General features: G+C 65.9%; 24 protein-coding genes. 20 read left to right on the top strand and 4 right to left on the bottom strand.

Translation table 11 applies throughout. The annotated features are described in order from the left end of the window. The first annotated feature begins 55 nt into the window (after window positions 1-55). Both VNQ78_RS11400 and aspA read left to right on the top strand, forming a co-directional pair. Window positions 56-931: a LysR family transcriptional regulator gene (locus VNQ78_RS11400; protein ID WP_325689759.1), complete on the top strand. Its 876-nt coding sequence runs from the start codon at window positions 56-58 to the stop codon at window positions 929-931. Window positions 932-1116: 185 nt separating this feature from the next. After that, complete coding sequence (gene aspA, locus VNQ78_RS11395) at window positions 1117-2523, top strand: aspartate ammonia-lyase (protein WP_325689757.1); 1407 nt, start codon at window positions 1117-1119, stop codon at window positions 2521-2523. Window positions 2524-2562: 39 nt separating this feature from the next. Here aspA and VNQ78_RS11390 read toward each other — a convergent pair whose 3' ends face one another. Continuing rightward, window positions 2563-3447, bottom strand: coding sequence for a LysR substrate-binding domain-containing protein (locus VNQ78_RS11390; RefSeq protein ID WP_325689755.1), 885 nt, complete (start codon window positions 3445-3447; stop codon window positions 2563-2565). A 101-nt stretch (window positions 3448-3548) separates the two neighbouring features. Here VNQ78_RS11390 and VNQ78_RS11385 point away from each other — a divergent pair, with 101 nt between their 5' ends. Next, a complete protein-coding gene (locus tag VNQ78_RS11385) occupies window positions 3549-3803 on the top strand; it encodes a hypothetical protein (RefSeq protein ID WP_325689753.1) in 255 nt (84 codons plus the stop codon). Window positions 3804-3807: 4 nt separating this feature from the next. On the opposite strand, the gene VNQ78_RS11380 is transcribed toward VNQ78_RS11385, so the two are convergent. After that, the gene (locus VNQ78_RS11380) at window positions 3808-5010 is read right to left on the bottom strand and encodes a pyridoxal phosphate-dependent aminotransferase (protein ID WP_325689751.1); all 1203 of its coding nucleotides are present in this window, start codon (window positions 5008-5010) and stop codon (window positions 3808-3810) included. A 108-nt stretch (window positions 5011-5118) separates the two neighbouring features. Here VNQ78_RS11380 and VNQ78_RS11375 point away from each other — a divergent pair, with 108 nt between their 5' ends. Then, window positions 5119-5367 carry a succinate dehydrogenase assembly factor 2 gene (locus tag VNQ78_RS11375; RefSeq protein WP_325689795.1) on the top strand — a complete coding sequence of 83 codons (249 nt, stop codon included), beginning with the start codon at window positions 5119-5121 and terminating at the stop codon, window positions 5365-5367. 100 nt (window positions 5368-5467) lie between these two features. After that, window positions 5468-5986, top strand: a complete 519-nt coding sequence (locus VNQ78_RS11370; protein WP_325689749.1) for a MarR family winged helix-turn-helix transcriptional regulator — start codon at window positions 5468-5470, stop codon at window positions 5984-5986. 21 nt (window positions 5987-6007) lie between these two features. Here the strand turns inward: VNQ78_RS11370 and VNQ78_RS11365 are convergent, their stop codons facing one another. Together VNQ78_RS11365 and VNQ78_RS11360 are read right to left on the bottom strand one after the other, a co-directional pair. Further along, a complete protein-coding gene (locus VNQ78_RS11365; protein WP_325689747.1) occupies window positions 6008-6436 on the bottom strand; it encodes a VOC family protein in 429 nt (142 codons plus the stop codon). Window positions 6437-6518: 82 nt separating this feature from the next. Continuing rightward, the gene (locus tag VNQ78_RS11360; protein WP_325689745.1) at window positions 6519-7307 is read right to left on the bottom strand and encodes an IclR family transcriptional regulator; all 789 of its coding nucleotides are present in this window, start codon (window positions 7305-7307) and stop codon (window positions 6519-6521) included. 82 nt (window positions 7308-7389) lie between these two features. Between VNQ78_RS11360 and VNQ78_RS11355 the strand changes: the two genes are divergently transcribed. The 15 genes from VNQ78_RS11355 to pdxY all read left to right on the top strand — a co-directional run bounded on the left by VNQ78_RS11355 (window position 7390) and on the right by pdxY (window position 24175). After that, entirely contained in the window at window positions 7390-8916 is a 1527-nt protein-coding gene (locus VNQ78_RS11355) for a M81 family metallopeptidase (protein ID WP_325689743.1), read from the top strand. Between the two features lie 66 nt (window positions 8917-8982). Continuing rightward, window positions 8983-10548, top strand: coding sequence for an ABC transporter substrate-binding protein (locus VNQ78_RS11350; RefSeq protein WP_325689741.1), 1566 nt, complete (start codon window positions 8983-8985; stop codon window positions 10546-10548). Between the two features lie 69 nt (window positions 10549-10617). Beyond that, window positions 10618-11559 carry an ABC transporter permease gene (locus tag VNQ78_RS11345; RefSeq protein WP_325689739.1) on the top strand — a complete coding sequence of 314 codons (942 nt, stop codon included), beginning with the start codon at window positions 10618-10620 and terminating at the stop codon, window positions 11557-11559. Beyond that, window positions 11559-12434, top strand: a complete 876-nt coding sequence (locus VNQ78_RS11340; RefSeq protein WP_325689737.1) for an ABC transporter permease — start codon at window positions 11559-11561, stop codon at window positions 12432-12434. The genes VNQ78_RS11345 and VNQ78_RS11340 overlap by 1 nt, the downstream gene beginning before the upstream one ends. A gap of 3 nt (window positions 12435-12437) precedes the next feature. After that, complete coding sequence (locus VNQ78_RS11335; RefSeq protein ID WP_325689735.1) at window positions 12438-14111, top strand: ABC transporter ATP-binding protein; 1674 nt, start codon at window positions 12438-12440, stop codon at window positions 14109-14111. Next, entirely contained in the window at window positions 14095-15270 is a 1176-nt protein-coding gene (locus tag VNQ78_RS11330; protein ID WP_325689733.1) for a M20 aminoacylase family protein, read from the top strand. The genes VNQ78_RS11335 and VNQ78_RS11330 overlap by 17 nt, the downstream gene beginning before the upstream one ends. Then, window positions 15267-16397, top strand: coding sequence for a M20/M25/M40 family metallo-hydrolase (locus tag VNQ78_RS11325; protein ID WP_325689731.1), 1131 nt, complete (start codon window positions 15267-15269; stop codon window positions 16395-16397). The genes VNQ78_RS11330 and VNQ78_RS11325 overlap by 4 nt, the downstream gene beginning before the upstream one ends. 53 nt (window positions 16398-16450) lie before the next feature. Further along, the gene (gene otnK, locus VNQ78_RS11320) at window positions 16451-17716 is read left to right on the top strand and encodes a 3-oxo-tetronate kinase (RefSeq protein WP_325689729.1); all 1266 of its coding nucleotides are present in this window, start codon (window positions 16451-16453) and stop codon (window positions 17714-17716) included. After that, window positions 17709-18347 carry a 3-oxo-tetronate 4-phosphate decarboxylase gene (otnC, locus tag VNQ78_RS11315; protein ID WP_325689727.1) on the top strand — a complete coding sequence of 213 codons (639 nt, stop codon included), beginning with the start codon at window positions 17709-17711 and terminating at the stop codon, window positions 18345-18347. The genes otnK and otnC overlap by 8 nt, the downstream gene beginning before the upstream one ends. A gap of 379 nt (window positions 18348-18726) precedes the next feature. After that, on the top strand, window positions 18727-18948 hold the full coding sequence (gene nrdH, locus VNQ78_RS11310) for a glutaredoxin-like protein NrdH (protein ID WP_325689724.1): 222 nt from the start codon (window positions 18727-18729) through the stop codon (window positions 18946-18948). A 9-nt stretch (window positions 18949-18957) separates the two neighbouring features. Continuing rightward, window positions 18958-19374, top strand: a complete 417-nt coding sequence (gene nrdI, locus VNQ78_RS11305) for a class Ib ribonucleoside-diphosphate reductase assembly flavoprotein NrdI (RefSeq protein WP_325689722.1) — start codon at window positions 18958-18960, stop codon at window positions 19372-19374. Further along, window positions 19356-21482 carry a class 1b ribonucleoside-diphosphate reductase subunit alpha gene (nrdE, locus tag VNQ78_RS11300; RefSeq protein ID WP_325689720.1) on the top strand — a complete coding sequence of 709 codons (2127 nt, stop codon included), beginning with the start codon at window positions 19356-19358 and terminating at the stop codon, window positions 21480-21482. Before nrdI ends, nrdE begins: the two co-directional genes overlap by 19 nt. Before the next feature lie 75 nt (window positions 21483-21557). Next, complete coding sequence (nrdF, locus tag VNQ78_RS11295) at window positions 21558-22532, top strand: class 1b ribonucleoside-diphosphate reductase subunit beta (protein WP_325689718.1); 975 nt, start codon at window positions 21558-21560, stop codon at window positions 22530-22532. A gap of 105 nt (window positions 22533-22637) precedes the next feature. Beyond that, on the top strand, window positions 22638-23342 hold the full coding sequence (locus tag VNQ78_RS11290) for an MOSC domain-containing protein (RefSeq protein WP_325689716.1): 705 nt from the start codon (window positions 22638-22640) through the stop codon (window positions 23340-23342). Further along, window positions 23339-24175, top strand: a complete 837-nt coding sequence (gene pdxY, locus VNQ78_RS11285) for a pyridoxal kinase (protein WP_325689714.1) — start codon at window positions 23339-23341, stop codon at window positions 24173-24175. The genes VNQ78_RS11290 and pdxY overlap by 4 nt, the downstream gene beginning before the upstream one ends. Window positions 24176-24194: the final 19 nt, after the last annotated feature.

Here is a 24194-nt window from a genome sequence, read left to right as displayed (position 1 = left end):
GGGCTTTCGGTGGCGGCCGTCCCCGGCCTCGGGTAAAAGAGGCGAAGGGGGACCGATGGATTTCAAATGGCTGGAGGATTTCCTGACGCTGGCCGAGACGCGCAGCTTCTCACGCTCGGCCGAGTTGCGCGGCGTCACGCAAAGCGCCTTCAGCCGCCGCATTCGCGCGCTGGAGGAGTGGATGGGCGCGGACCTCGTCTCGCGCGAGAGCTATCCGGTCACACTCACCCCCGAAGGCGTGCTGTTTCGCGAAACGGCCGAGGAGGCCGTGCGGATGATCCAGTCCCGCCGGGCCGAGTTTCGCGACCATTCCCGGGCGCGCGGCGGCGAGATTTCCTTCCTGTCGCTGCACAGCCTCAGCGTGACCTTTCTGCCCGGCTGGCTGATGCGGCTGAAATCGGTCGCCGGCCCGATGACCAGCCGCGTCAAGCCCGAGAATTTCGACCGCTGCGTCGAGGCGCTGAGCGAGGGCGGCTATGACTTCTTCCTGACCTATGCCCATCCGCAGGTGAACATCCCCCTCGACCCCGCGCGCTATCCGCATCTGGTGGTGGGCAAGGACAGCCTTGTCGCGGTCGCGCGGCCCGGCTGGCCCGGCGAATGGCTGACCGAGGGGATGCCGCTTTTGCAATATTCGCGCGGCTCGTTCCTGAACGCGATGACGCGGATCGCGCAGGCGCAACCCGGCGCGCCGCGCGTCTATGTCGCCCATATCGACGAGGCCTCGATGGCCGAGGCGATGAAGGGCATGGCGCTCGCGGGGCACGGGATCGTCTGGCTGCCGCGCCTGCTGGTTGCGGACGAGATCGGATCGGGCCGGCTGGAGGTCGTGGCGCCGGAACTGCCCATGGAAATCCGCCTTTACCGCAACCCCTCGCGCGGGCGGGGGATCACCGGCCGGGTCTGGCAGGCGGCGGGCCAACTCGCCTGAAGTTATTCCCTTTCGGAATAACCCAGCACGACTCGGCATTGGAAATCACGCCGGAGCGGGCCTAGATCGCAAAGGCAAGGGGGCGAAATGCCGCCGATAACCTGTTAATATACAAATCCTAAAGCCCTGCATCGCCAGAGCGGACCCGCCATCGCGGGGACCGGTGGCATGTAGCCGAGGTGAACATGACAAATATGCGCATAGAGCACGATCTGCTTGGCGACCGCGAGGTTCCGGCCGAGGCCTATTGGGGTGTCCATACCCTTCGCGCGGTCGAGAATTTCCCGATCTCGGGCCGCAAGATCGGCGAGATACCCGAACTGGTCCGCGCACTGGCCGCGATCAAGCAGGCGGCGGCGCTGGCCAATGCCGATCTGGGGCTGCTCTCACCCGAGCGGCGCGACGCCATCGTCGCCGCCTGCGAGGAGATCCGCGCCGGCAAGCTGCATGACCAGTTCGTCGTCGACCAGATTCAGGGCGGCGCGGGCACCTCGACCAACATGAACGCGAATGAGGTGATCGCGAACCGCGCGCTGGAGATCATGGGCCATGCCAAGGGCGAATACCGCTATCTGCACCCGAACGAGCATGTGAACCTGAGCCAGTCGACCAATGACGTCTATCCGACGGCGCTGCGGCTCGCCTCGTGGAAGGGGATCCAGAAGCTGATCGCCTCGCTCGCCTCGCTGCGCATGGCCTTCGCCGAGAAGGGGGCCGAGTTTCAGGACATCCTGAAGATGGGCCGCACCCAGTTGCAGGAAGCCGTGCCGATGACGCTGGGGCAGGAATTTACCGCCTTCGCCATCACCATCGGCGAGGACGAGCAGCGCCTTGCCGAAGCCGCGGCCCTGATCTGCGAGATCAATCTGGGCGCGACGGCGATCGGGACCGGCATCACCGCCCATCCCGAATATGCCGAGCGGGTGCGCGCGCGTCTGGCCGAGATCACCGTGATCCCCGTCGTCACCGCCTTTGATCTTGTCGAGGCCACCTCGGACACCGGCGCATTCGTGCAGGTCTCGGGCGTGCTGAAACGGGTCGCGGTCAAGATCTCGAAGATCTGCAACGACCTGCGGCTGCTCTCCTCGGGTCCGCGCGCGGGCTTCAACGAGATCAACCTGCCGGCGAAGCAGGCCGGTTCCTCGATCATGCCGGGCAAGGTCAATCCCGTGATCCCCGAGGTGATGAACCAGATCTGCTTCGAGGTGATCGGCAATGACATGACCATCACCATGGCGGCCGAGGCCGGGCAGCTTCAACTGAACGCCTTCGAGCCGGTGATCGCCTATTCGATGTTCCGCTCGGTCGACCATCTGGTCGCGGGGCTGGCCACGCTGGAGGTGAATTGCGTGCGCGGCATCACCGCCAATCGCGAGGTGCTGAAGGAAACCGTGCGCCGCTCGATCGGGATCGTCACGGCACTGAACCCCTATATCGGCTATGCCGCCGCCACCGAGGTCGCGACCGAGGCGCATCTGACCGGCCGCGGCGTCTATGAACTGGTGCTGGAAAAGGGCTTGCTGCCCAAGGAACGGCTGGATGCGATCCTGCGCCCCGAGACGCTGACAAAGCCCGCCCCCTTCGTCGCCTGACCCATCCCCTGCCCCCAGGGGTAAGGCGGCCCCGGCTCTCTAGCCGGGGTCGCTTGCGACTTCGTCCAGCAGGAAGGCGCGGAACTTGCGGATGGCGGGCCGGTTCCGGCGACCCTGCGGATAGGCCAGCCAATAGCCCCGCCCATTCTTCGAGACCTGCGGGAAAGGCTGGATCAGGCTGCCGGTCGCCAGCTCGAACCGGAAGAAGCGCGGCGTCAGCAGCGCGACGCCATAGCCCGCCAGCGCCGCCCGCGCCTCGTGCAGGTCGGTCGAGAGCGTCAGCCCGGCGCGCGGCGGGCATTCGGGATAGTCGAGCCCCGCCTCCTGCATCCAGACCGCCCAGTTCGGGTCTCCGGCATCCAGCAGCGGCATCCGCAGCAGGTCCGCAGGCTCGCGCAGGTCGTGCTTGCGGGCCATCTCGGGCGTCAGCATCGGGGTATATTCCACAGCCATCAGGAAATGCGAGATCAGCCCCGGCCATTCCCCGTCGCCCGCGCGGATCGCGACGCTGATATCCTCGCGCGCGAAATCGACCAGACTGTCATTGGTCTCGAGCCGCACCGCAAGGTTCGGGTGGTTCATCTGGAACTTGCCCAGACGCTGCGAGAGCCACGCCCCGGCCAGCGTCGGCACCGTCGAGATCGAGAGAGTCGAGACCGAGTCGGCCGAAGGATCGGCATAGGTCTCGCGCAGCAGATCGAAGGCCTCGATCGTCGGGCGGGCGAACAGCGCCCCGGTCTCGGTCAGCGAGATCTGGCGCGGCATCCTGAGAAACAGCGGCACGCCCAGCCGATCCTCCAAGAGGCGGATCTGATAGCTGACGGCGGCCTGCGTCATCCCCAACTCCTCGGCGGCGCGGGTGAAGCTGAGATTGCGGGCCACGGCCTCGAAGGCGCGCAGCGCGGGAAGGGGTGGAATCGACATAAGGCAGCCTTATGGACGCGTCTGAGCCTTTGTTGGTCAAGGGCGCCAAAGAGTAGCATTGTCGGCAGGCATGAACCACATGCATTGCGGAGAATAAGGCAATGTTTGACAACATCATATCCCGGCAGCCGATGGGGCTGGCCGGCAGGCTTCTGTCACTGATCGGTCTTGGCGACCGCGGCGCATCGAAATGCCGTGCGATCGAAACCGATCGCTTCGCCGCGCTGGACGATCCGGCGACCCGCAAGGCGCTTGCCCATCTGCCCCCGCATCTGCTGCGCGACGTCGGCGTCAGCGCCACCGCCGCCGCCCTCGAGGACGTCGAGGGCAGCGCGCTGAGGAAATACCTCTGGTAAGGGCTCAGCGGAGCCCTTCGCAGAACCGGCGGATGCGGTCGCACGCATCCGCCAGCACCTCGTCCGAGGTTGCATAGGAAATGCGGAAATGCGGGCTGAGGCCGAAGGCCGCCCCGAAGACCACCGCAACCCCCGTCTCGTCCAGCAGCGCCGTCGCGAAAGCCTCGTCATCCGTGATCACGGTGCCGCCGGCCGAGGTCTTGCCGATCAGATCGCGGATCGAGGGATAGACGTAGAACGCGCCCTGCGGCACCGGGCAGACGACGCCCGGACATGTGTTCAGCCCCTCCACCACCAGATCACGGCGGCGCTGGAACACGGCGCGGCTCGTCTCCAGATAGTCCTGCGGCCCTTCTAGCGCCGCGAGCGCCGCGTATTGGCTGATCGAGGTCGGGTTCGAGGTCGATTGCGACTGGAGCTTGCCCATCGCCTTGATCAGTTCGACCGGCCCCGCGCCATAGCCGATGCGCCAGCCGGTCATGGCATAGGATTTGCTGACCCCGTTCATGGTCAGCGTGCGCTCCTTCAGGCCCGGCTCGACCTGCGCGGGGGTGACGAATTTGAAATCGTCAAAGACCAGATGCTCATAGATATCGTCGGTCAGGACCAGCACATGCGGGTGACGCATCAGCACGTCGGTCAGCCCGCGCATCGCATCCTCGGCATAGCCCGCCCCGGTCGGGTTCGAGGGCGAGTTCAGGATGACCCATTTCGTCCGGGGCGTGATCGCGGCCTCAAGCTGCTCGGGCGTGATGCGGTAGCCGTTCTGCATCTCGGCCTCGATGATCACCGGCGTTCCGCCCGCCAGCAGCACCATATCGGGATAGCTGACCCAATAGGGCGCGGGGATGATGACCTCATCCCCCGGATTCAGCGTGGCCATCAGCGCGTTATAGAGGATCTGCTTGCCGCCGGTCCCGACGGTGATTTGCGCGGGGCTGTAGTCCAGTCCGTTCTCGCGCCGGAATTTCTCGCAGATCGCGCGTTTCAGCTCGGGGATGCCGTCCACGGCGGTATAGCGCGTATGGCCCGCGTCGATCGCGTCCTTGGCCGCGTCGCGGATATGCTCAGGCGTGTCGAAATCCGGCTCACCCGCCGAAAGGCTGATGATGTCGCGCCCTTCGGCGGCAAGCTCGCGGGCGCGGCCCGTGATGGCCATGGTGGGCGAGGGTTTGACGCGGGCGAGCGTCTGGGACAAAAGGCTCATCGAATTCATCCTGCGGCTGGGGTGCCTGAAGTCTTAGGCGCGCAGGCGCGGACAGACAAGCCGGGGGCAAAGTTGGACGAGCAAGAAGCAAGGCTGAAACGGCTGCGGATGCGCAGCTGGCGGCGTGGTATGAAAGAGATGGACCTGATCCTTGGCCCCTTCTCGGACAGCGAGATCGAGAAGCTCGCGCCCGCCGAACTGGATATCTACGAGGCGCTGCTGAGAGAAAACGACCAGGATCTCTACCCTTGGGTCACCGCGCGCATGGCCGGGAACCAGCCGGGGCCGGAGGCGCTGTCGCCGATGCTGGACCGGATCGCCGCCTTCGCGGCGGATCGCCTGCGCCCGAAATCCTGAAAAATTTAGGCAAATCGCGCGAAAGGGCTGCGCCGGTTAACCGGGGATTCGGAAATATCGCTCAGGGTCGCTGAAACTGACCCAGAACGGAATGAGCCGGATGCCCCAGCCCAGCCCCCGACCCTTTGACGGCGCGGTCGTATCGCAACCCGCGCCTGTCGCGCGCATCGACGCCTATCTGGAAAGCCTCCAGATCCTCGAGCGGCTCTACCGCCTGCTTCAGGATCTGGTGAAGGACGAGTTCGAGCGGCTGGGCCGCTCGGACCTGACGCCGATCCAGGCGCTCCTGATCTACAATCTCGGCGGGTCGGAGGTCAGCGCGGGCGAACTTCGCAGTCGCGGCATGTATCAGGGCTCGAATGTCAGCTACAACCTGAAGAAGCTGGTCGAGCTTGGCTATCTCAGCCATGAGCGGTGCGAGACCGACCGCCGCTCGGTCCGGGTCCGCCTGACGCGCGAGGGGCGCGAGGTCCGCGACAATGTCGCGGCGCTTTTCGCGCGCCATGCCGAGGGGCTTGGCGATTCCGGCGTTCTGGACGACCCCGCGATCGAGCTGGTGAACCTGCAATGGCGGCGGATCGAACGCTATTGGCTGGAACAGATCCGCTACATCTATTGAAGGCGGGGCCGCCCCGGCCCGTTACCAGTGGCCGGTATTCCCCATGCTGGCCCAGGGCTCTTGCGGCGGCAGCGCCTCGCCCGCCTGCAAAAGCTCGATCGAGATATTGTCGGGGCTGCGCACGAAGGCCATGTGCCCGTCGCGCGGCGGGCGGTTGATGGTCACGCCCGCATCCATCAGCTTCTGGCACATCTCGTAGATGTTGCCGACGCTATAGGCGAGATGGCCGAAATGCCGGCTGTCCGAGGGCAGGCCGTCGTCTCCGTCCCAGTTCCAGGTCAGCTCGACCGGGCATTCCGGCTGGCCGGGCGCCGCCATGAAGACCAGCGAGAAGCGGCCCTTGTCATTGTCGATCCGGCGCGTCTCCTCAAGGCCGAGAAGGCGGAAGAAGGCCATGGTCTTCTCGAGGTCGAGGACGCGCACCATCGTGTGCAGATAGCGGATTTCCATCTCAAATCTCCTGTTGCTGGCGGCAGGATGTCAGCGCCGCATCCGAACGGCAAGCGCGCCGAAAGGTTTCCCTGCCGCGCGCTCAGCCGCCGGTGATCGCCAGCGCCGCCTCGGCCGCCAGCGGCGCGACGCGGCGGCGGAACTCCTCCGGCTCCCATTCGGAGAGCGAGCCCGCGACATGGATCGCCGCCACCGGCCGCCCGTCAGACCCCGCAATGGCAACGGCCAGCGCGATCTCTCCCATCACGATCTGTTCGAGGGCGAGCGCGTGCCCGCTCTGGCGCACCAGCGCGATCTGCGCCCGGATCTGGTCGGGATCGGTCAGGGTGCGCGGGGTGATGTGGCGCAGGTCGGCGGCGGCAAGCAGGGCGTCGACCTCGGCATCGGGCAGCATCGCCATCACCGCCCAGCCGCCCGAGGTGCAATAGGTCGGGACCGAATGCCCCAGCAGCATGGCGAAGAACATCTCGCGCTTGCTCTGCATCCGGGCCGCATAGACCATGCGTTGCCCGTCGAACAGCGACAGGTCGACCCGCTCGCGCACATTGCGCCGCAACTCCAGCAGGACCGAGCTTGCGCTGCGGATCAGCGGGTTCAGCCGCAGGAAATCATAGGTCAGGTCCAGAATGCCAAGATCGGGCAGGAAACCGCGCCCGTCCTCGCTGAGGCGCAGGTGCCCGGTCTGGCGCAGCGTGTGAACGATCCGCTGGGCCGCGCTGCGGGTAATGCCTGCGCGAGAGGCAATTTCGGAAAGCGTCAGCGCCCGTTCGGCGCCGCCAAAACTTGCCAGAACGTGAAAGCCACGGGCCAGCGATTGCACGAAAAGCGGATCATGTGCCGCATCTGGGTCAGTTTCGGGAAGCGGAGACAAAGCTTCATTCTCCAAGTTGACAGAACGAATTACGGATCACTACAGTCAGTATGCAATGCAAATGTATCGGACAGCAATGCAAATGAATGAAAAGACGCCGAAAGCCCGGACCCATCCGCCCCGCGTGGCGCTTGCGGGTTTTGTCCATGAGAGCAATTCCTTCGCGCCCAGCCCCGCCGATATGGCGGCCTTCGAACAGGGCGGCGGCTATCTGCCCCTGTCGCGCGGCGCCCGAATCGTCGAGCGGGCGCGGGACGTGAACCTGCCGGTCGCGGGCGCGGTCGAACATGCCGAGGCCGCGGGATGGGATCTGTTGCCGATCGTCTGGGCGGGCGCGGTGCCCTCGGCCCCGGTGACGGCGGATTGCTACGCCGCGATCACCGGCGAGATCATTGAGGGGCTGCGGCAGGCGGGTCCGCTGGACGGCGTCTTCCTCGACCTGCATGGCGCGATGGTGGCCGAGGGTGCGCCGGACGGCGAAGGTGCGCTTCTGGCCCGCGTGCGCGAGGTGGTGGGACCGGATGTGCCGGTGGTCGCCGCCCTCGACCTGCATGGCAACATCACGCAAACCATGGTCGATGCCGCCGACATGCTGGTCGGTTTCCGCACCTATCCCCATGTCGACATGGCCGAAACGGGCCGGCGCGCCGCGGTCGAACTCGACCGGCTGATGGCGGGTGGGAAAAGCTGCAAGGCGTTCCGCCAGCTCGATTTCCTGATCCCGATCGCGTGGCAATCAACGCTGGGCGAACCGGGTGCGGGGCTTTATGCGCTCGCGGCCGAGGATCGGCCCGGCCTGCATGGCGCGTCGCTGTTCATGGGCTTTCCCGCGGCGGATTTCGCCGATTGCGGCCCCTCGGTCGTGGCCTACGCCGAGACGCAGGCGGTGGCCGAAGCGGCGGCCGAGCGGATCGCCGATGCGGTGGCCAAAGCCGAGACGGCCTTCGCCGGCCGCTCCTACGCCCCCGAGGAAGGCGTGCGCGAGGCGATGCGGCTGGCCGAGGGCGCGACGCGCCCGGTGGTCATCGCCGATACGCAGGACAATCCCGGCGCGGGCGGCGACAGCGACACGACGGGGATGCTGCGCGCCCTTGCCGCCTGCGGCGCGACATCGGCGGCGATCGGCCTCATCGCCGATCCCGAGGCCGCCGCGGCCGCCCATCGCGCCGGTCCCGGCGCAGAGATCCGCATCGCGCTTGGCGGCAAGTCCGGCATTCCGGGCGATGCCCCTTTCGAGGCCGATTTCACCGTCGAGGCGATCTCGGACGGCAGGCTGCACGCGACCGGAGGCTATTACGGCGGCGCGCATCTGGACCTCGGCCCCTCGGCCTGCCTGCGTCTGGGCGATATCCGCATCGCCGTCACATCGGAAAAGGCGCAGATGGCCGATCGCGAGATGTATCGCTTCCTTGGCATTCAGCCCGAGGAGCAGGCGATTCTGGTCAATAAAAGCTCGGTCCATTTCCGCGCCGATTTCCAGCAGATCGCCGAGACGATCCTGACCTGCGTGGCCCCCGGTCCAATGCCGATCAGTCCGGCCACCCTGCGCTGGCGGCACCTGCGCCCCGGCATCCGGCTGGAGCCGGAGGGCGCGCCGTTCAAACCCTGAAGCCCTCCGCGAACCCGGCGTCAGAACCGGGATGCGGCCCCCTGATCCCACAGATGGAGGACAACCATGTTCAACAGATTGACCGCAGCACTCCTTGCCTCGACCATGATGGCGGGCGCGGCCTGGGCCGAAACCACCGTGACCGCCGTGATGCATTCGGGCCTGCGCGTGCTCGACCCGGTGATCACCACTGCCCATATCACCCGCGACCACGCCTATATGATCTATGACGTGCTGATCGCGCAGGATGCCGAGTTCAGGCCGCAACCGCAGATGGCGGAATGGACGATCTCGGAGGACGGCAAGACCTATGTGTTCACCCTGCGCGACGGGCTGAAATTCCATGACGGCGCGCCGGTGACGGCGGCGGATGTGGTGGCCTCGCTGAAACGCTGGGGCGAGCGCGATGCCGGCGGCCAGATCATCTTCGACCGGACCGACAAGCTTGAGGCGACGGATGACAAGACCGTCACCTGGGCGCTGAAGGAACCCTTCGCGCCGATGCTGGACGTGCTTTCCAAGCAATCCGCCCTGCCCCCCTTCATCATGCCCGCCCGCGTGGCCGAGACGCCCGCCGACACCGCGATCACCGATTACACCGGCTCGGGCCCCTTCAAGTTCGTCGAGGCCGAGTTCCAGCCCGGCATCAGCGTCACCTATGAGAAGAACGCCGACTATGTGCCGCGCAGCGAACCGGCAAGCTGGATGGCGGGCGGCAAGGTCGTGAATGTCGACAAGGTGAAATGGGTCAACATGCCCGACATCCAGACCGCGGTGAACGCGATCTCGGGCGGCGAGATCGACTATATCGAGCAGATGCAGGTCGACCTGATCCCGCTGCTGGAGGGCGATCCGAACATCTCGGTCGAAGTGCGCGAGCCGACCGGCATGCAGACCATGATGCGGATGAACTTCCTCCACGCGCCCTTCGACAACGAGAAGGTGCGTCAGGCCGCGCTGAAGGCGATTTCGCAGGAATCGGTGCTGGCGGCGATGGTCGGCGATCCGAACTATTACCAGACCTGCGGCGCGCTGCTGGGCTGCGGCACGCCGCTGGAAAGCGCGACCGGGACCGACAGTCTGACCAAGGGCGACGGCATGGAGGAGGCCAAGGCGCTTCTGAAGGAATCGGGCTATGACGGCACGCCGGTCGTGCTGATGGCGCCGACCGACATGGTGGCGCTGGTGACGCAGCCGGTGGTGATCTCGCAGATGCTGCGCGATGCGGGCTTCACCGTCGACATGCAGCCGATGGACTGGCAGACGCTGGTGACGCGCCGCGCCAGCCAGTCGGCTCCGGCTGACGGGGGCTGGAACCTCTTCATCACCAACTGGATGGTGCCCGAGATCTCGAACCCGATCTCGAACCCGATGCTGAACGGGCGCGGTGACAGCGCATGGTTCGGCTGGCCCATCGACGAGACGATCGAGACGCTGAAGGACGAATATATCGCCGCCACCGATCTCGACGGCCAGAAGGCCGTGGGCGAAAAGATCCAGGCCCATTCGATCGACACCGTGCTGGAGGTGCCCCTGGGCCAATACAGCCTGCCGCAGGCCCGCCGCGCGTCCATCACCGACATGCTGCCCTCGCCGGTGCCGGTGTTCTGGAACCTCAAGAAGGCCGAATAGGGCCCGGGTCCACGCGGGGGCGGCTTCTGCGCCGCCCCCTTACTTCCGGTCCGTACAGGGACTTTTCCGATGCTTGGATATATTCTTCGCCGCATCCTTGCCGTGATCCCGGTCATGCTGCTTGTCGCGGTTTTCGTCTTTCTGCTGCTGCGCCTGACGCCGGGCGACCCGGCCGCGATCATCGCGGGCGACATGGCGACCCCCGCCCAGCTTGAGCGCATCCGCGAGGCCATGGGGCTGAACCAGCCGATCCATGTCCAGTTCATCACCTGGCTTGGCCAATTGCTGCGCGGCGACCTTGGCACCTCGCTGATCTCGCACACGCCGGTTTCCGGCATGATCGCCGACCGCTTCGGGCCGACGCTGTCGATCGCGCTTTTGACCATCGTGATCTCGGTCCTGCTGGCAGTGCCGATGGGCGTCGTCGCCGCGTGGAAGCATCGCAGCGCCGCCGATTACGCGGTGATGACCTTCTCGGTCCTCGGCTTCTCGGTCCCGGTCTTTGTCATCGGCTATCTGCTGATCCTCGCATTCTCGCTGAAACTCGGCTGGTTCCCGGTGCAGGGCTTCACGCCGATCTCGGCGGGGGTTCTGCCCTTCCTCAAGAACGCGCTGCTGCCGGCGCTGACCCTGACCACGATCTATGTCGCGCTGATCGCCCGCATGACCCGCGCCAACATGCTTGAGGTGCTGGGCGAGGATTACATCCGCACCGCCCGCGCCAAGGGCGCGCCCGAGCGCACGGTCCTGTTCCGCCATGCGCTGAGAAACGCCGCCGTCCCGATCCTCACGGTGATCGGCACCGGCTTCGCGCTGCTGATCGGCGGCGTCGTGGTGACCGAGACGGTCTTCAACATCCCCGGCATCGGCCGGCTGACCGTCGATGCCATCCTTGCCCGCGACTATCCGGTCATTCAGGCGATGATCCTGCTGACGAGCTTTCTCTATGTCCTCGTCAACCTGCTCATCGACCTCAGCTACAGCATCTTTGACCCGAGGATCCGCTACTGATGTCCCAGACGCCTCAACCCGACTCGGCCCTGCAGCCGGTCCTGCGGATGATCCGGCTGCCTCAATTCGGCATCGCGCCCAAGCTTGCGCTGATCGTGCTGGTCGTAATCCTGCTCGTCACCCTCTTCGCGCCCTGGATTGCGCCGCATGATCCGCTGAAAATGGACCCGCTGGTCCGCCTCAAGGGCCCGATCGAGGGCCACCCCCTCGGCACCGACAATTTCGGCCGCGACATCCTCAGCCGCGTGCTGATCGGCGGGCGGCTCTCGCTGATGATCGGGGTGGCGACGGCCATCGTCTCGATCCTGCTGGGGCTGGTCATCGGCATGGTCGCGGGCTTCTTCCGCACGGCGGATGCGGTCATCATGCGGATGATGGATGCGCTGATGGCGATTCCGTCGATCCTGCTCGCCATCGCGCTGGTGGCGCTGAACGGCCCCTCGGTCGGGTCGGTCGTCGCGGCCATCACCATCCCCGAGATCCCGCGCGTCGTCCGCCTCGTCCGCGCGGTCGTCCTTTCCGCGCGCGAGGAACCCTATGTCGAGGCCGCGATCGCGCTCGGCTCCTCGATGCCGAAGATCCTGTTCCGGCATCTGGTGCCGAACACGCTGGCGCCCCTGATCGTGCAGGGGACCTATATCCTCGCCTCCGCCATCCTGACCGAGGCGATCCTCAGCTTCCTTGGCGCCGGCGTTTCGACCGAGACGCCGACCTGGGGCAACATCATGGCCGAGGGCCGGATGTTCTTCAGGATCAAGCCCGAGCTGATCCTCTATCCCGGCCTGATGCTGTCGCTCTGCATCCTGTCGATCAACCTTCTGGGCGATGCCGCGCGCGACATGCTGGACCCGCGGCTGAAGAAACGCGCGGGGTAAGCCATGCTGTTCAAGTCACGCAATTTCGATCAGGCCGAGGTCGCCCTCTCGACCGAGGATCTGGTGGTGGCCCTGCCCGACACGCCGGGCCAGCCGCAGGTGCTGAAAGGCATCGACGTCACCATCCGGCAGGGCGAGACGGTCTGCCTTGTCGGGGAATCCGGCTCGGGGAAATCGGTCACGTCGCTGGCGATCATGGGGCTGCTGCCCTCGGCCCTGAAGGTCGCGCAGGGGCGGATCAACCTGCAGGGCCAGAACCTGCTGCCGCTGTCGCAGGCGCAAATGCGCGAACTGCGCGCCGCCCGCGTCGCGATGATCTTTCAGGAGCCGATGACGGCGCTGAACCCGGTCCTGCGCGTCGGCGACCAGATCATGGAGGTGATGGAGCTTCACACCCGGCTTTCCGCTGCCGAGCGTCGGGCGCGGGCCATCGACATCATGCGGCAGGTCCACCTGCCCGATGTCGAGCGCATCTTCCAAAGCTATCCGCACCAGCTGTCCGGCGGGCAGCGCCAGCGCATCATGATCGCCATGGCGCTGGTGCTGGAGCCGGTGCTACTGATCGCGGACGAGCCGACGACGGCGCTGGACGTGACCACGCAGAAGCAGATCCTCGCGCTCATCGACGAGCTTCAGCAGAAGCACGGCACCGCGGTTCTTTTCATCACCCATGACATGGGCGTCGTCGCCGAGATCGCCGATACCGTCTATGTGATGAAGCATGGCGAGATCGTCGAACATGGCCCGATCGAGGCGGTGCTGCGGGCGCCGAAGGCCGAATATACCCGCAAGCTGCTGGCCTCGGTCCCCAGCCTCTCTCCGCGCCCGGCCCGGCCTGCCGGAGAAGATATTGTGTTGAGTGTCGAGCGGTTAAACAAGATCTATGGCAGCCGCGGCATCCTGAAGAAGGTTCCGCAGGCCCATGCCGCGAAGAATGTCAGCTTCACGCTGGCGCGGGGCAGGACGCTGGGGATCGTCGGCGAATCCGGCTCGGGCAAGTCCACCGTCGCGCGCTGCATCATGCGGCTGATCGACCCGACCTCGGGCGCGGTCAAGCTCGACGGGGCCGATATCGCGCATCTGTCGCGCGGCGCGCTGCGCCCGCATCGCAAGAAGCTGCAAGTGGTGTTTCAGGATCCGATGCGGTCGCTGAACCCGCGTTGGACCATCGCCGAAAGCCTGATCGAGGGGCCGCTGAACTATGGCACCCCGCGCGGCGAGGCGCTGGCCGAGGCCGCGCGCCTCTTGCAGGTCGTGGGCCTGCCCAGGGACGCGCTGAAACGCTATCCGCACATGTTCTCGGGCGGGCAGCGCCAGCGCATCGCCATCGCCCGCGCCATCATGATGCGCCCCGACGTGCTGGTCGCGGACGAGGCGGTCTCGGCCCTCGATGTGTCGGTGCAGGCGCAGGTTCTCGACCTGCTCGACCAGCTCCAGAAGGAGCTGGGCATCGCCATCGTCTTCATCACCCATGACCTGCGCGTCGCCGCCCAGATCTGCGACGAGGTGATCGTCATGCAGCGCGGCGCCGTGGTCGAGCAGGGCCCGGCGGCGGAGGTGCTGGCCCATCCCGCCCATCCCTATACCCGCGCCCTGATCGAGGCCGCCCCCGGCCGCGACTGGGATTTCCAGAATTTCAAACCAATGAACGAGGTCATTGATGCCCGTCCTTCCTGAGATCGAGGCCGACGCGCCGACGCTGGAAGCCATTTTCCGCGACCTGCACGCCAATCCCGAAATCGGCTTCGAGGAGGTCCGCACCTCGGGCGTCGTCGCGGCGAAGCTGCGCGAATGGGGCTTTGACGAAGTCCATGAGAATGTCGCGAAAACCGGCGTCGTCGGCATCCTGAAAGGTCGCGGCGCTGGTAACCGCCGCATCGGCCTGCGCGCCGACATGGACGCATTGCCGATCACCGAGGTTTCGGGGCTTGGCTATGCCTCGCAAAATCCGGGGCGGATGCATGCCTGCGGCCATGACGGGCATACGACCATGCTGTTGGGCGCGGCGAAATATCTGGCCGCCAGCCGGAATTTCGACGGCAGCGCCGTCTTCATCTTCCAGCCCGCCGAGGAAGGGCTGGGCGGCGCGCGCGGCATGATCGCCGAGGGGCTGTTCCAGCGTTTCCCGGTCGATGAGGTCTACGGGATGCACAACCAGCCGAACGGCCGGCCGCAGCGCGCCACCATCGTCAAGGGCCCGGCCATGGCGGGGGCGTCCTTCTTTGACGTGGCCATCACCGGCAAGGGCAGCCATGCCGCGATGCCCCAGCAATCGCGCGACCCGCTGGTCGTTGCCTCGGCGCTGGTCGGGCAATTCCAGACCATTCTGGGCCGCAACCTCGCACCGCTTGAGGCGGGGGTGCTGTCGGTCACGCAGATCCACGCGGGCAGCGCCTATAACGTCGTGCCGGAGACCGCGACACTTGCGGGCACCATCCGCTTCTTCAAGCCCGAGGTCCGCGACCTGATGCAGACCCGGATGCGCGAGATCTGCGAGGGTTTCGCGCTGGCCCATGGCGTCGCCGTCGATATCCGCTTCCGCGAGATTTTCGACGTGCTGCTGAACGATGCCGCGCTGTCCGACGAATGGATGGCCGCCGCCGCCGATATCATCGGGGCCGAGAATGTCTCGGACCGCGCCGAGCCGATGACCGGGTCCGAGGATTTCGCCGACATGCTGCAACTCGTCCCCGGCGCTTACGGCAATCTGGGCCATGCCGGGACCGTGCCGCTGCATAATCCCGGCTTCGTGCTGGATACCGCGATCCTGCCCGTCGGCGCCTCGATCTATGCCCGCCTGATCGAACGCCGCCTGCCGATGGAGGCCGCCGCATGAACGCGCTGAACCTGCCCTTCGACGCCGAGGAGATGCTGGAGGGCCTGCGCCCCTGGATCGAATGCGAAAGCCCGACCTGGGACGGTCCCGCCGTCAGCCGGATGATGGCGCTGGCCGCGCGCGACATGACCGCCATCGGCGCCACGGTCGAGACCATCCCCGGAACCATGGGATTTGGCGATTCGATCCGCGTGACCTTCCCCCATCCCGATCAGGGCAAGCCCGGCATCCTCGTCTCGGGCCACATGGACACCGTCCACCCGATCGGCACGCTGGAAAAGCTGCCCTTCCGGCGCGAGGGCGACCTCTGCTACGGCCCCGGCATCATGGACATGAAGGGCGGCAATTATGTCTTTTACGAGGCGATGCGCCAGATCACCCGCGCCGGGCTGGTGACGCCTTTGCCCGTCACCTTCCTTTTCACCCCCGACGAGGAGGTCGGCACCCCGGCGACGCGCGGGCTGATCGAGGATGCCGCGCGCGGCCAGCGCGCCGTACTGCTGCCCGAACCCGCCTCGCCCGACGGTGGCGCGGTGATCGGGCGCTATGCCATCGCGCGCTTCAATCTTCTGACCCAAGGCCGCCCCAGCCATGCCGGCTGGGCGCTGAAGGACGGACGCTCGGCCATCGCGGCCATGGCGCGGAAGATCCTCGAGGTCGAGGCGATGACCACCGAGGACTGCACCTTCTCGGTCGGGGTAATCCATGCCGGGCAATGGGTGAACTGCGTCAGCTCGGAATGCCGGGCCGAGGCGCTGAGCATGGCCAAGCGGCAGGAGGATCTGGACCGGGGCGTCGCCGCGATCATGGCGCTGCAGGGCGAGGAGAACGGCGTCGAGTTCAAGGTGACGCGCGGCGTGACCCGTCCGGTATGGGAACCGCAGCCTGGCACCATGGCGCTTTACGAACTGGCCAAGGGCATCGCCGCCGATATCGGCTTCCAGATGAATGCAGGCTCGGCGGGCGGCGGCTCGGACGGGAATTTCACCGGCGCGATGGGGGTTCCGACGCTCGATTCCATCGGGGTGCGCGGCAAGGGGCTGCATACGCTGGGCGAGCATATCGAGGTCGCAAGCCTTGTCGAGCGCGCGAAGCTGGCGGCGGGGCTGCTGCTCAACATCCGTTGACCCCGCCTCCCCGGCCGGGTCTAAATCGGCCGGGGATTTGAGGGAGGGAACGGATGGCCATTATCCTTGGCGCCATCGCGGACGATTTCACCGGCGCGACGGATCTTTGCAGCACATGGGTTCAGGCCGGGCTGCGGGTCGTGCAGGTGATCGGCGTCCCCGCCCCAGGTCAGGCGCCCGAGGGCGCGGATGCGGTCGTCATCGCGCTGAAATCGCGCACGATCCCGGCGGATCAGGCCGTTTCGCAATCCCTCGCCGCGCTCGACTGGTTGCAGGGTCAGGGCGTGCGGCAGGTGGTGTTCAAATATTGCTCGACCTTCGATTCGACGGCGCAGGGAAATATCGGCCCGGTCACGGACGCGCTGCTGGAGGCGATGGGGCAGGATTTCACCGTGATCTCGCCCGCGTTTCCGAAGAACGGGCGCACCATCTACAAGGGCAACCTGTTCGTGGGCGACCTGCCCTTGGCGGAAAGCCCGATGAAGGACCACCCGCTGACGCCGATGCGCGATTCCAGCCTGATCCGGCTGATGGACGCGCAGTCGCGGGGGCGAACGGGGCTGGTGGCCCTGCAAACCGTGCGGCAGGGGCCGGAGGCGATCCGCGCGGCCTTCGACCGGCTGCGCGCCGAGGGGTTCCGCTATGCCGTCCCCGATGCGGTCGAGGATGCGGATATGCTGGCCCTTGGCCGCGCGCTGGACGGGATGGCGCTGGTCACAGGCGGCTCGGCCGTCGCGATGGGGCTGCCCGCGAACCTGCGGGGCAGCGGTCAGCTTGGCGCAGCGATGCCGCCCCGCCTGCCGCTGACGGAGGGGCGCGGCGTGGTGCTGGCGGGCAGTTGCTCGACCGCGACCCGGGGGCAGATTGCGCAGGCCGCAGCGCGCTGGCCCTCGCTGAAGATCGACATAAACCGCGTGGCGGCGGGGGATGACGTCGCGTCCGAGGCGGTCGAATGGGCCGTGGCGCAGCCCGGGCCGGTCCTGATCTATGGCTCCTCCGACCCCGAGGAAGTGGCCGCGAACCAGCGCCGCTACGGCGTCATGGAAGCGGGCGAGATGATGGAGAGGACGCTTTCCTCGATCGCGCAGGGCCTGCTTTCGCGCGGCTTCTCGCGGTTTCTGGTCGCGGGGGGCGAGACTTCGGGCGCGGTCATCTCGGCCCTTGGCGTCAACGAGCTGGCGATCGGCCCCGAGGTCTGCCCCGGCGTGCCGTGGTGCGGAGCCACGGTCGAGGGGCGCGCGCTGGCGCTTTGCCTCAAATCGGGAAATTTCGGCGGCCCCGACATGTTCACGCAAGCGCTGGAGATGCTCGATGTCTGAGACGCGCCAACGCGAGGAAATCGCGCGCCTTGCGAAATCGCTGTTCGATCGCGGCCTGACCTTCGGATCGTCGGGGAATATCTCGGTCCGGCTGGAGGATGGCTGGCTGATGACGCCGACCGGCTCCAGCATGGGGGCGATCGACCCGGCGCGGATCTCGCGCCTTGATCTGGCGGGGAATCTCCTCTCGGGCGACAAGCCGACCAAGGAGAGCTTCCTGCATATGGCGATGTATGGCCGCCGCCCGCGCGCGGGCGCGATCGTGCATCTGCATTCGACCCATTCGGTCGCGGTCAGCTGCCTCAATGACATCGACCACCGCGACGTATTGCCGCCCCTGACGGCCTATTACGTCATGCGAGTCGGCCGCCTGCCGCTGATCCCCTATTTCGCGCCCGGAGACCTCGATCTGGCGCGCGCGGTCGAGGAAATGGCCTCAGACCATCATGCCGTGCTCTTGGCGAACCACGGTCCGGTGGTGGCGGGCAAGTCGCTGGAAGATGCGGTCTATGCGACGGAAGAGCTTGAAGAGACGGCAAAGCTTTTCCTTGCCCTTCGCGGGATGCGGACCCGCCCGCTGACGCCCGAACAGGTTCGTGATCTGGAAGCCCGCTTCCCCCGCGATTTTTGAGGTGGACGCCTGCCGGGAGCGGGGCTAGAAGCTGCCCCCGTCCCCGGCAGACAGTCACGACCGCCGGGCAAAAATCACGCCTCAGCCCCCAGCTTCCGGTTGACAGATGCGCTTTGGCAACGCGACTCGGCAACCTAACGTTCTGGCTTTAGACCACAAGATATGGGTGGCGCGACGCAAAGATTGTCTATATGATGGGTGAACGCGCCAGCGAAATGCGGCAATGCCGGGCAATTACCCGCTTGTCTTCGCAGTGCGAAAACAACTGTTAGTAGTTGGCGATTGGCTAGGTTCCGGTGTGGGTTTCCGTCGGGGCACTGGCATTCGTCGCTGCGGGCAGGATCCGACACGACCGTATGAAAAAAGAGGGACCACAGGCATGAGCATCACCGTCTATTCCAAACCCGCCTGCGTGCAATGCACCGCCACCACGCGCGCCCTGGACGCCCGCGGACTGGCCTATGACATCGTGGACCTGACCGAGGATGACGCCGCAATGCAGATGGTCGCCTCGCTTGGCTATCGGCAGGCCCCTGTCGTCATCGCCGGCGACGAGCATTGGGCCGGCTTCCGGCCCGACATGATCGGCCGTCTTTCCTGATCGCCTGAGATGGGCGGGCTCGTCTTCTTTTCTTCGGCCTCCGGGAACACGGCGCGCTTTGTGACGCGCCTCGCCCTGCCAGCCGACCGCATCCCGGCCTCGCCCGGGGACGAGATGCCCACACCCGCCCTGCCCTATGTGCTGATCTGCCCGACCTTCGCCGATGGCGAGGGCCGGGGCGCGGTCCCCAAACAGGTGATCCGCTTTCTGAACGATCCGGGCCGCCGGTCCCTGATCCGTGGCGTCATCGCCGCGGGCAACCGGAACTTCGGCGCGACCTTTGCCCTTGCCGGGCGGGTCATCGCCGAGAAATGCAAGGTGCCCGTGCTCTATCGTTTCGAGCTTGCGGGCAATGACGAAGACATTGCCCGCGTTGAGGCCGGGCTTCATAAATTCTGGGGGACAGAATGCTTGACGATGGCGTAAAGGCCGAGCTGGACTATCACGCGCTGAACGCGATGCTGAACCTTTACGACAGCGAGGGGAAGATCCGCTTCGACGCTGATCGCAAGGCCGCGCACCAGTATTTCCTGCAGCATGTGAACCAGAACACGGTCTTCTTCCACTCGCTGGACGAGAAGCTCGATTATCTGGTCGAGGAAGGCTATTACGAGCCGGAGGTGCTGGACCAGTATTCCAAGAACTTCCAGCGCGCGATCTGGGACACCGCCTTCCGGCGCAAGTTCCGCTTTCCGACCTTCCTCGGCGCGTTCAAGTATTACACCAGCTACACGCTGAAGACGCGTGACGGCCAACGCTACCTTGAGCGTTACGAGGACCGCGTGGTTATGGTCGCGCTGACCTTGGCGCGCGGCGACGAGAAGCTTGCGATGAGCTTCATGGAGGAGATGCTCTCGGGTCGCTTCCAGCCCGCGACGCCGACCTTCCTGAATGCGGGCAAGAAATCCCGTGGCGAGTTGATCTCGTGCTTCCTGCTGCGGCTTGAGGACAACATGGAGTCCATCGGGCGCTCCATCAACTCGGCGTTGCAACTGTCGAAGCGCGGCGGGGGCGTCGCATTGATGCTGACGAACCTGCGCGAGGCAGGCGCACCGATCAAGGGGATCGAGAACCAGTCCTCGGGCGTCATCCCGGTGATGAAGCTTCTGGAGGACAGCTTCAGCTATGCGAACCAGCTTGGCGCGCGGCAGGGCGCGGGCGCGGTTTACCTCAACGCGCATCATCCCGACATCCTGCGCTTCCTCGACACCAAGCGCGAGAACGCGGACGAAAAGATCCGCATCAAGACCCTGAGCCTGGGCGTGGTCATTCCCGACCTGACCTTCGAACTGGCGAAGAAGAACGAGGACATGTACCTCTTCTCGCCCCATGACGTCGAAAAGGTCTATGGCGTCCCCTTCTCGGAAATCTCGGTCACCGAGAAATATGCCGAGATGGTCGATGACAAGCGCATCAAGAAGCGGAAGATCAACGCCCGCGCCTTCTTCCAGACGCTGGCCGAGATCCAGTTTGAATCGGGCTATCCCTACATCATGTTCGAGGACACGGTGAACAAGGCGAACCCGGTCCACGGCCGCATCACCATGTCGAACCTCTGTTCGGAAATCCTGCAGGTGAACGAGGCCAGCGAGTTCAACGAGGATCTGAGCTATTCGCATCTGGGCACGGATATTTCCTGCAACCTCGGCTCGCTGAATATCGCGGCGACCATGGACGGGCCGGATTTCGGCGCGACCGTCGAGGCCGCGATCCGCTCGCTGACCGCAGTGTCGGAGATGTCCTCGATCGACTCGGTCCCCTCGATCCGGCGCGGCAATGACGAGGCCCATGCGGTCGGCCTTGGCCAGATGAACCTGCACGGCTTCCTCGCCCGCGAGCGCATCCATTATGGCAGCCCCGAGGGCGTCGAGTTCACGAGCGTTTACTTCGCCGCCGTCGCCTATCACGCGATCCGCGCCTCGAACCTGCTGGCGCGCGAGAAGGGTTCGACCTTCAAGGATTTCGAGAAGTCGAAATATGCCGATGGCAGCTTCTTCGACAAATATACCGACCGCGACTGGCTGCCGACCATGGCCGATGTCACCCGCGTCTTCGAGGGCATCACCCTTCCGACGCGCGAGGACTGGGCCGCGCTGAAGGCCGAGGTGATGGCGACCGGGCTTTACAACCGCAACCTGCAGGCCGTGCCGCCGACCGGGTCGATCAGCTATATCAACAACTCGACCAGCTCGATCCACCCGATCGTCGCCAAGATCGAGATCCGCAAGGAAGGCAAGATCGGCCGCGTCTATTACCCCGCCGCCTTCATGTCGAACGAGAATATCGAATATTACCGCGACGCCTATGAGATCGGCCCGGATGCGATCATCGACACCTATGCGGCGGCGACCGAGCATGTCGATCAGGGCCTGAGCCTGACGCTGTTCTTCCCGGCCGAAGCGACGACGCGGGATATCAACCGCGCCCAGATCTATGCCTGGAAGAAGGGCATCAAGACGATCTACTACATCCGCCTGCGCCAGACCGCGCTGGAGGGGACCGAGGTGCAGGGCTGCGTGTCCTGCACGCTCTGAGCCGCGCCGCTGCCGGGGGTTTTACACCCCCGGACCCCCGTAGGGTATTTAGAAAACGATGAAAGGGGTTTTTCGATGAAAGACCATATCGCCACGCGGCCGGCGCTGAAGGCCATCAACTGGAACCGGCTGGACGACGAGAAGGACCTGGAGGTCTGGAACCGGCTGACGGTGAACTTCTGGCTGCCCGAGAAGGTGCCGCTGTCGAATGACGTGCAGAGCTGGGCGACGCTGCGCCCGGCCGAGCGGGAGCTGACGATCCGGGTCTTTACCGGGCTTACCCTGCTCGACACCGTGCAGAACACCGTCGGCGCGCCTTCGATGATGCCCGACGCCCAGACGCCGCATGAAGAGGCGGTGCTGTCGAACATCGCCTTCATGGAGGCGGTCCATGCGCGGAGCTATTCCTCGATCTTCTCGACTTTGTGCCTGACCAAGGAGGTCGACGAGGCCTTCCGCTGGTCCGAGGAGAACCCGCATCTGCAGGCCAAGGCGCGGCTGATCCTTGAGGAATACAAGGCCGGATCGGACCCGCTGAAGCGCAAGATCGCTTCGGTCTTCCTGGAGAGCTTCCTGTTCTATTCGGGCTTCTACCTGCCGATGTACTGGTCGAGCCGGGCGAAGCTGACCAATACCGCCGACCTGATCCGCCTGATCATCCGCGACGAGGCCGTGCATGGCTATTACATCGGCTACAAGTTCCAGCGCGCGGCCAGCAAGCTTTCGGCGGAAAGGCAGCAGGAGCTGAAGGATTTCGCCTTCTCGCTGATCTTCGATCTTTACGATATCGAGCAGAAATACACCGCCGAGCTTTATGACGGGATCGGGCTGACCGAGGATGTGAAGGCCTTCCTGCATTACAATGCCAACAAGGCGCTGCAGAACCTAGGCTATGAGGCGCTGTTCCCGCCCGCCGCGTGCGAGGTCAACCCGGCGATCATGGCGGCGCTGTCCCCGGACAGCGAGAACCACGACTTCTTCAGCGGCTCTGGCTCGTCCTATGTGATCGGGAAGGCCGTCGCGACCGAGGATGAAGACTGGGATTTCTGATCCCGCGAGGATGACGCCCGCCCTCCATCGGCGGGCGTTTCCTTTTTCCGCCCCTTGCCGCGCCCTTGCGAAGGGCTAGTCTGGCCCGCAAAGCCGGAGTTCGCCATGACCGCCATCACCCTTCTGACCGGGCCTGTCGCCCCCCTGCCCGGCAGCGACCGGCTGAGCGGCATTGCGAAGCGCCCGGTCGACCACCCCTTGCACCTGGGTCCGACCGGGTTCGCGGGCGACGAGCAGGCCGACCGGCGGGTGCATGGCGGGGTCGAGAAGGCCGTCCATCACTATCCCCGCGATCATTATCCCGAATGGCGGGCGGATCTGGGGGCGCTCGCGCTGCTGGAGGCGCCGGGGGCCTTTGGCGAGAACGTCTCGACCCTTGGGCTGACCGAGGCGACGGTGGCGGTCGGCGACATTTTCCGGCTGGGTGGGGCATTGGTGCAGGTCAGTCAGGGGCGGCAGCCCTGCTGGAAGCTCTCGCAGCGTTTCGGGGTCGCGGACATGGCGCGGCGGGTGCAGGAGAGTGGCCGGACCGGCTGGTATTACCGCGTGCTGGAACCCGGCGTGGTTGCGTCCGGAGACGCGATGACGCTGGTTGACCGGCTTGCGCAGGAATGGACATTGTGCCGCCTGTGGCACGCGCTTTATGTCGACCGCCTGAACAGGCAGGAATTGCAGGGTATCGCGGCGCTGGACCTGCTGGCCGAGGGCTGGCGGAAATACGCGGTCCGGCGGCTGGAAAGCGGCCGGGTCGAGGATTGGTCGCCCCGTTTGAATGGCCGTCTGAACGGCCAGTTGGAGGGAGGGGCATGAGGCCGCCGCTGGTCATCTCGATCCAGAGCCAGGTGGTCATGGGCCATGTCGGCAATTCCGCCGCGGTGTTTCCGATGCTCGCCGTGGGGCTGGAGGTTGCGCAGGTGCCGACGGTGGTGTTCTCGAACACGCCCGATTACCCGACGCTGCGCGGCCGGGCGATGCCCGCGGATTTCTTCGCCGACCTGCTCGAGGGTGTCTGGGAACGTGGCCTGCCCGGGCGCGCGGCCTTCCTTGTCAGCGGCTATATCGGCTCGATCGAGGTGGCGGGGATGGTCGCGAATTTCGTGGCGCGCGCCAAGGCGGCCAATCCGGCGCTGGTCTATTACTGCGACCCGGTGATGGGGGATGACGCGCCGGGGCTTTACGTCCCCGAGAGCATTGCCGCGATCCATCGCGACCGCCTGCTGCCGCTGGCCGATCTGGCCTCGCCCAATCCGTTCGAGATCGCCTATCTGACCGGAGAGCCCATCGCCTGCCTCGACGACCTGCCCCGCGCGGCAAGGGCGCTGGGGATGGCACCCGGCGCCAGCCTGATCGCGACCGGCTGCCGCCTTCGCGAGACGCCGGAAGGGATGCTCGAAAGCGTCGTGATCGGGCCAGAGGGCCTCAGCCGCCACCCGGTGCCGCATCTGCCGGTGGCGCTGGCCGGGACGGGCGATCTGTTCGCGGGGCTGATCACCGCCGCGCTGGGACGGGGTCGCGACCTCTCCTCGGCGGTCGATTTCGCGCAGGCCCAGACATCGCGCGCGCTGGCCCGGGCGGCGGAACTGGGCGCGAAGGAGGTCGTCCTGTCGGATCCCGGTTTCCGCGCCGCGCTGCTGACGCTCTAGGCCAAGGGCAGCGCCGCCC

This window comes from Paracoccus sp. (in: a-proteobacteria) (assembly GCF_035556475.1).
Taxonomy (GTDB): Bacteria; Pseudomonadota; Alphaproteobacteria; order Rhodobacterales; family Rhodobacteraceae; genus Paracoccus.
Note: the sequence above shows the minus strand (reverse complement) of the source record. Positions and strands in the feature narration are given on the sequence as shown.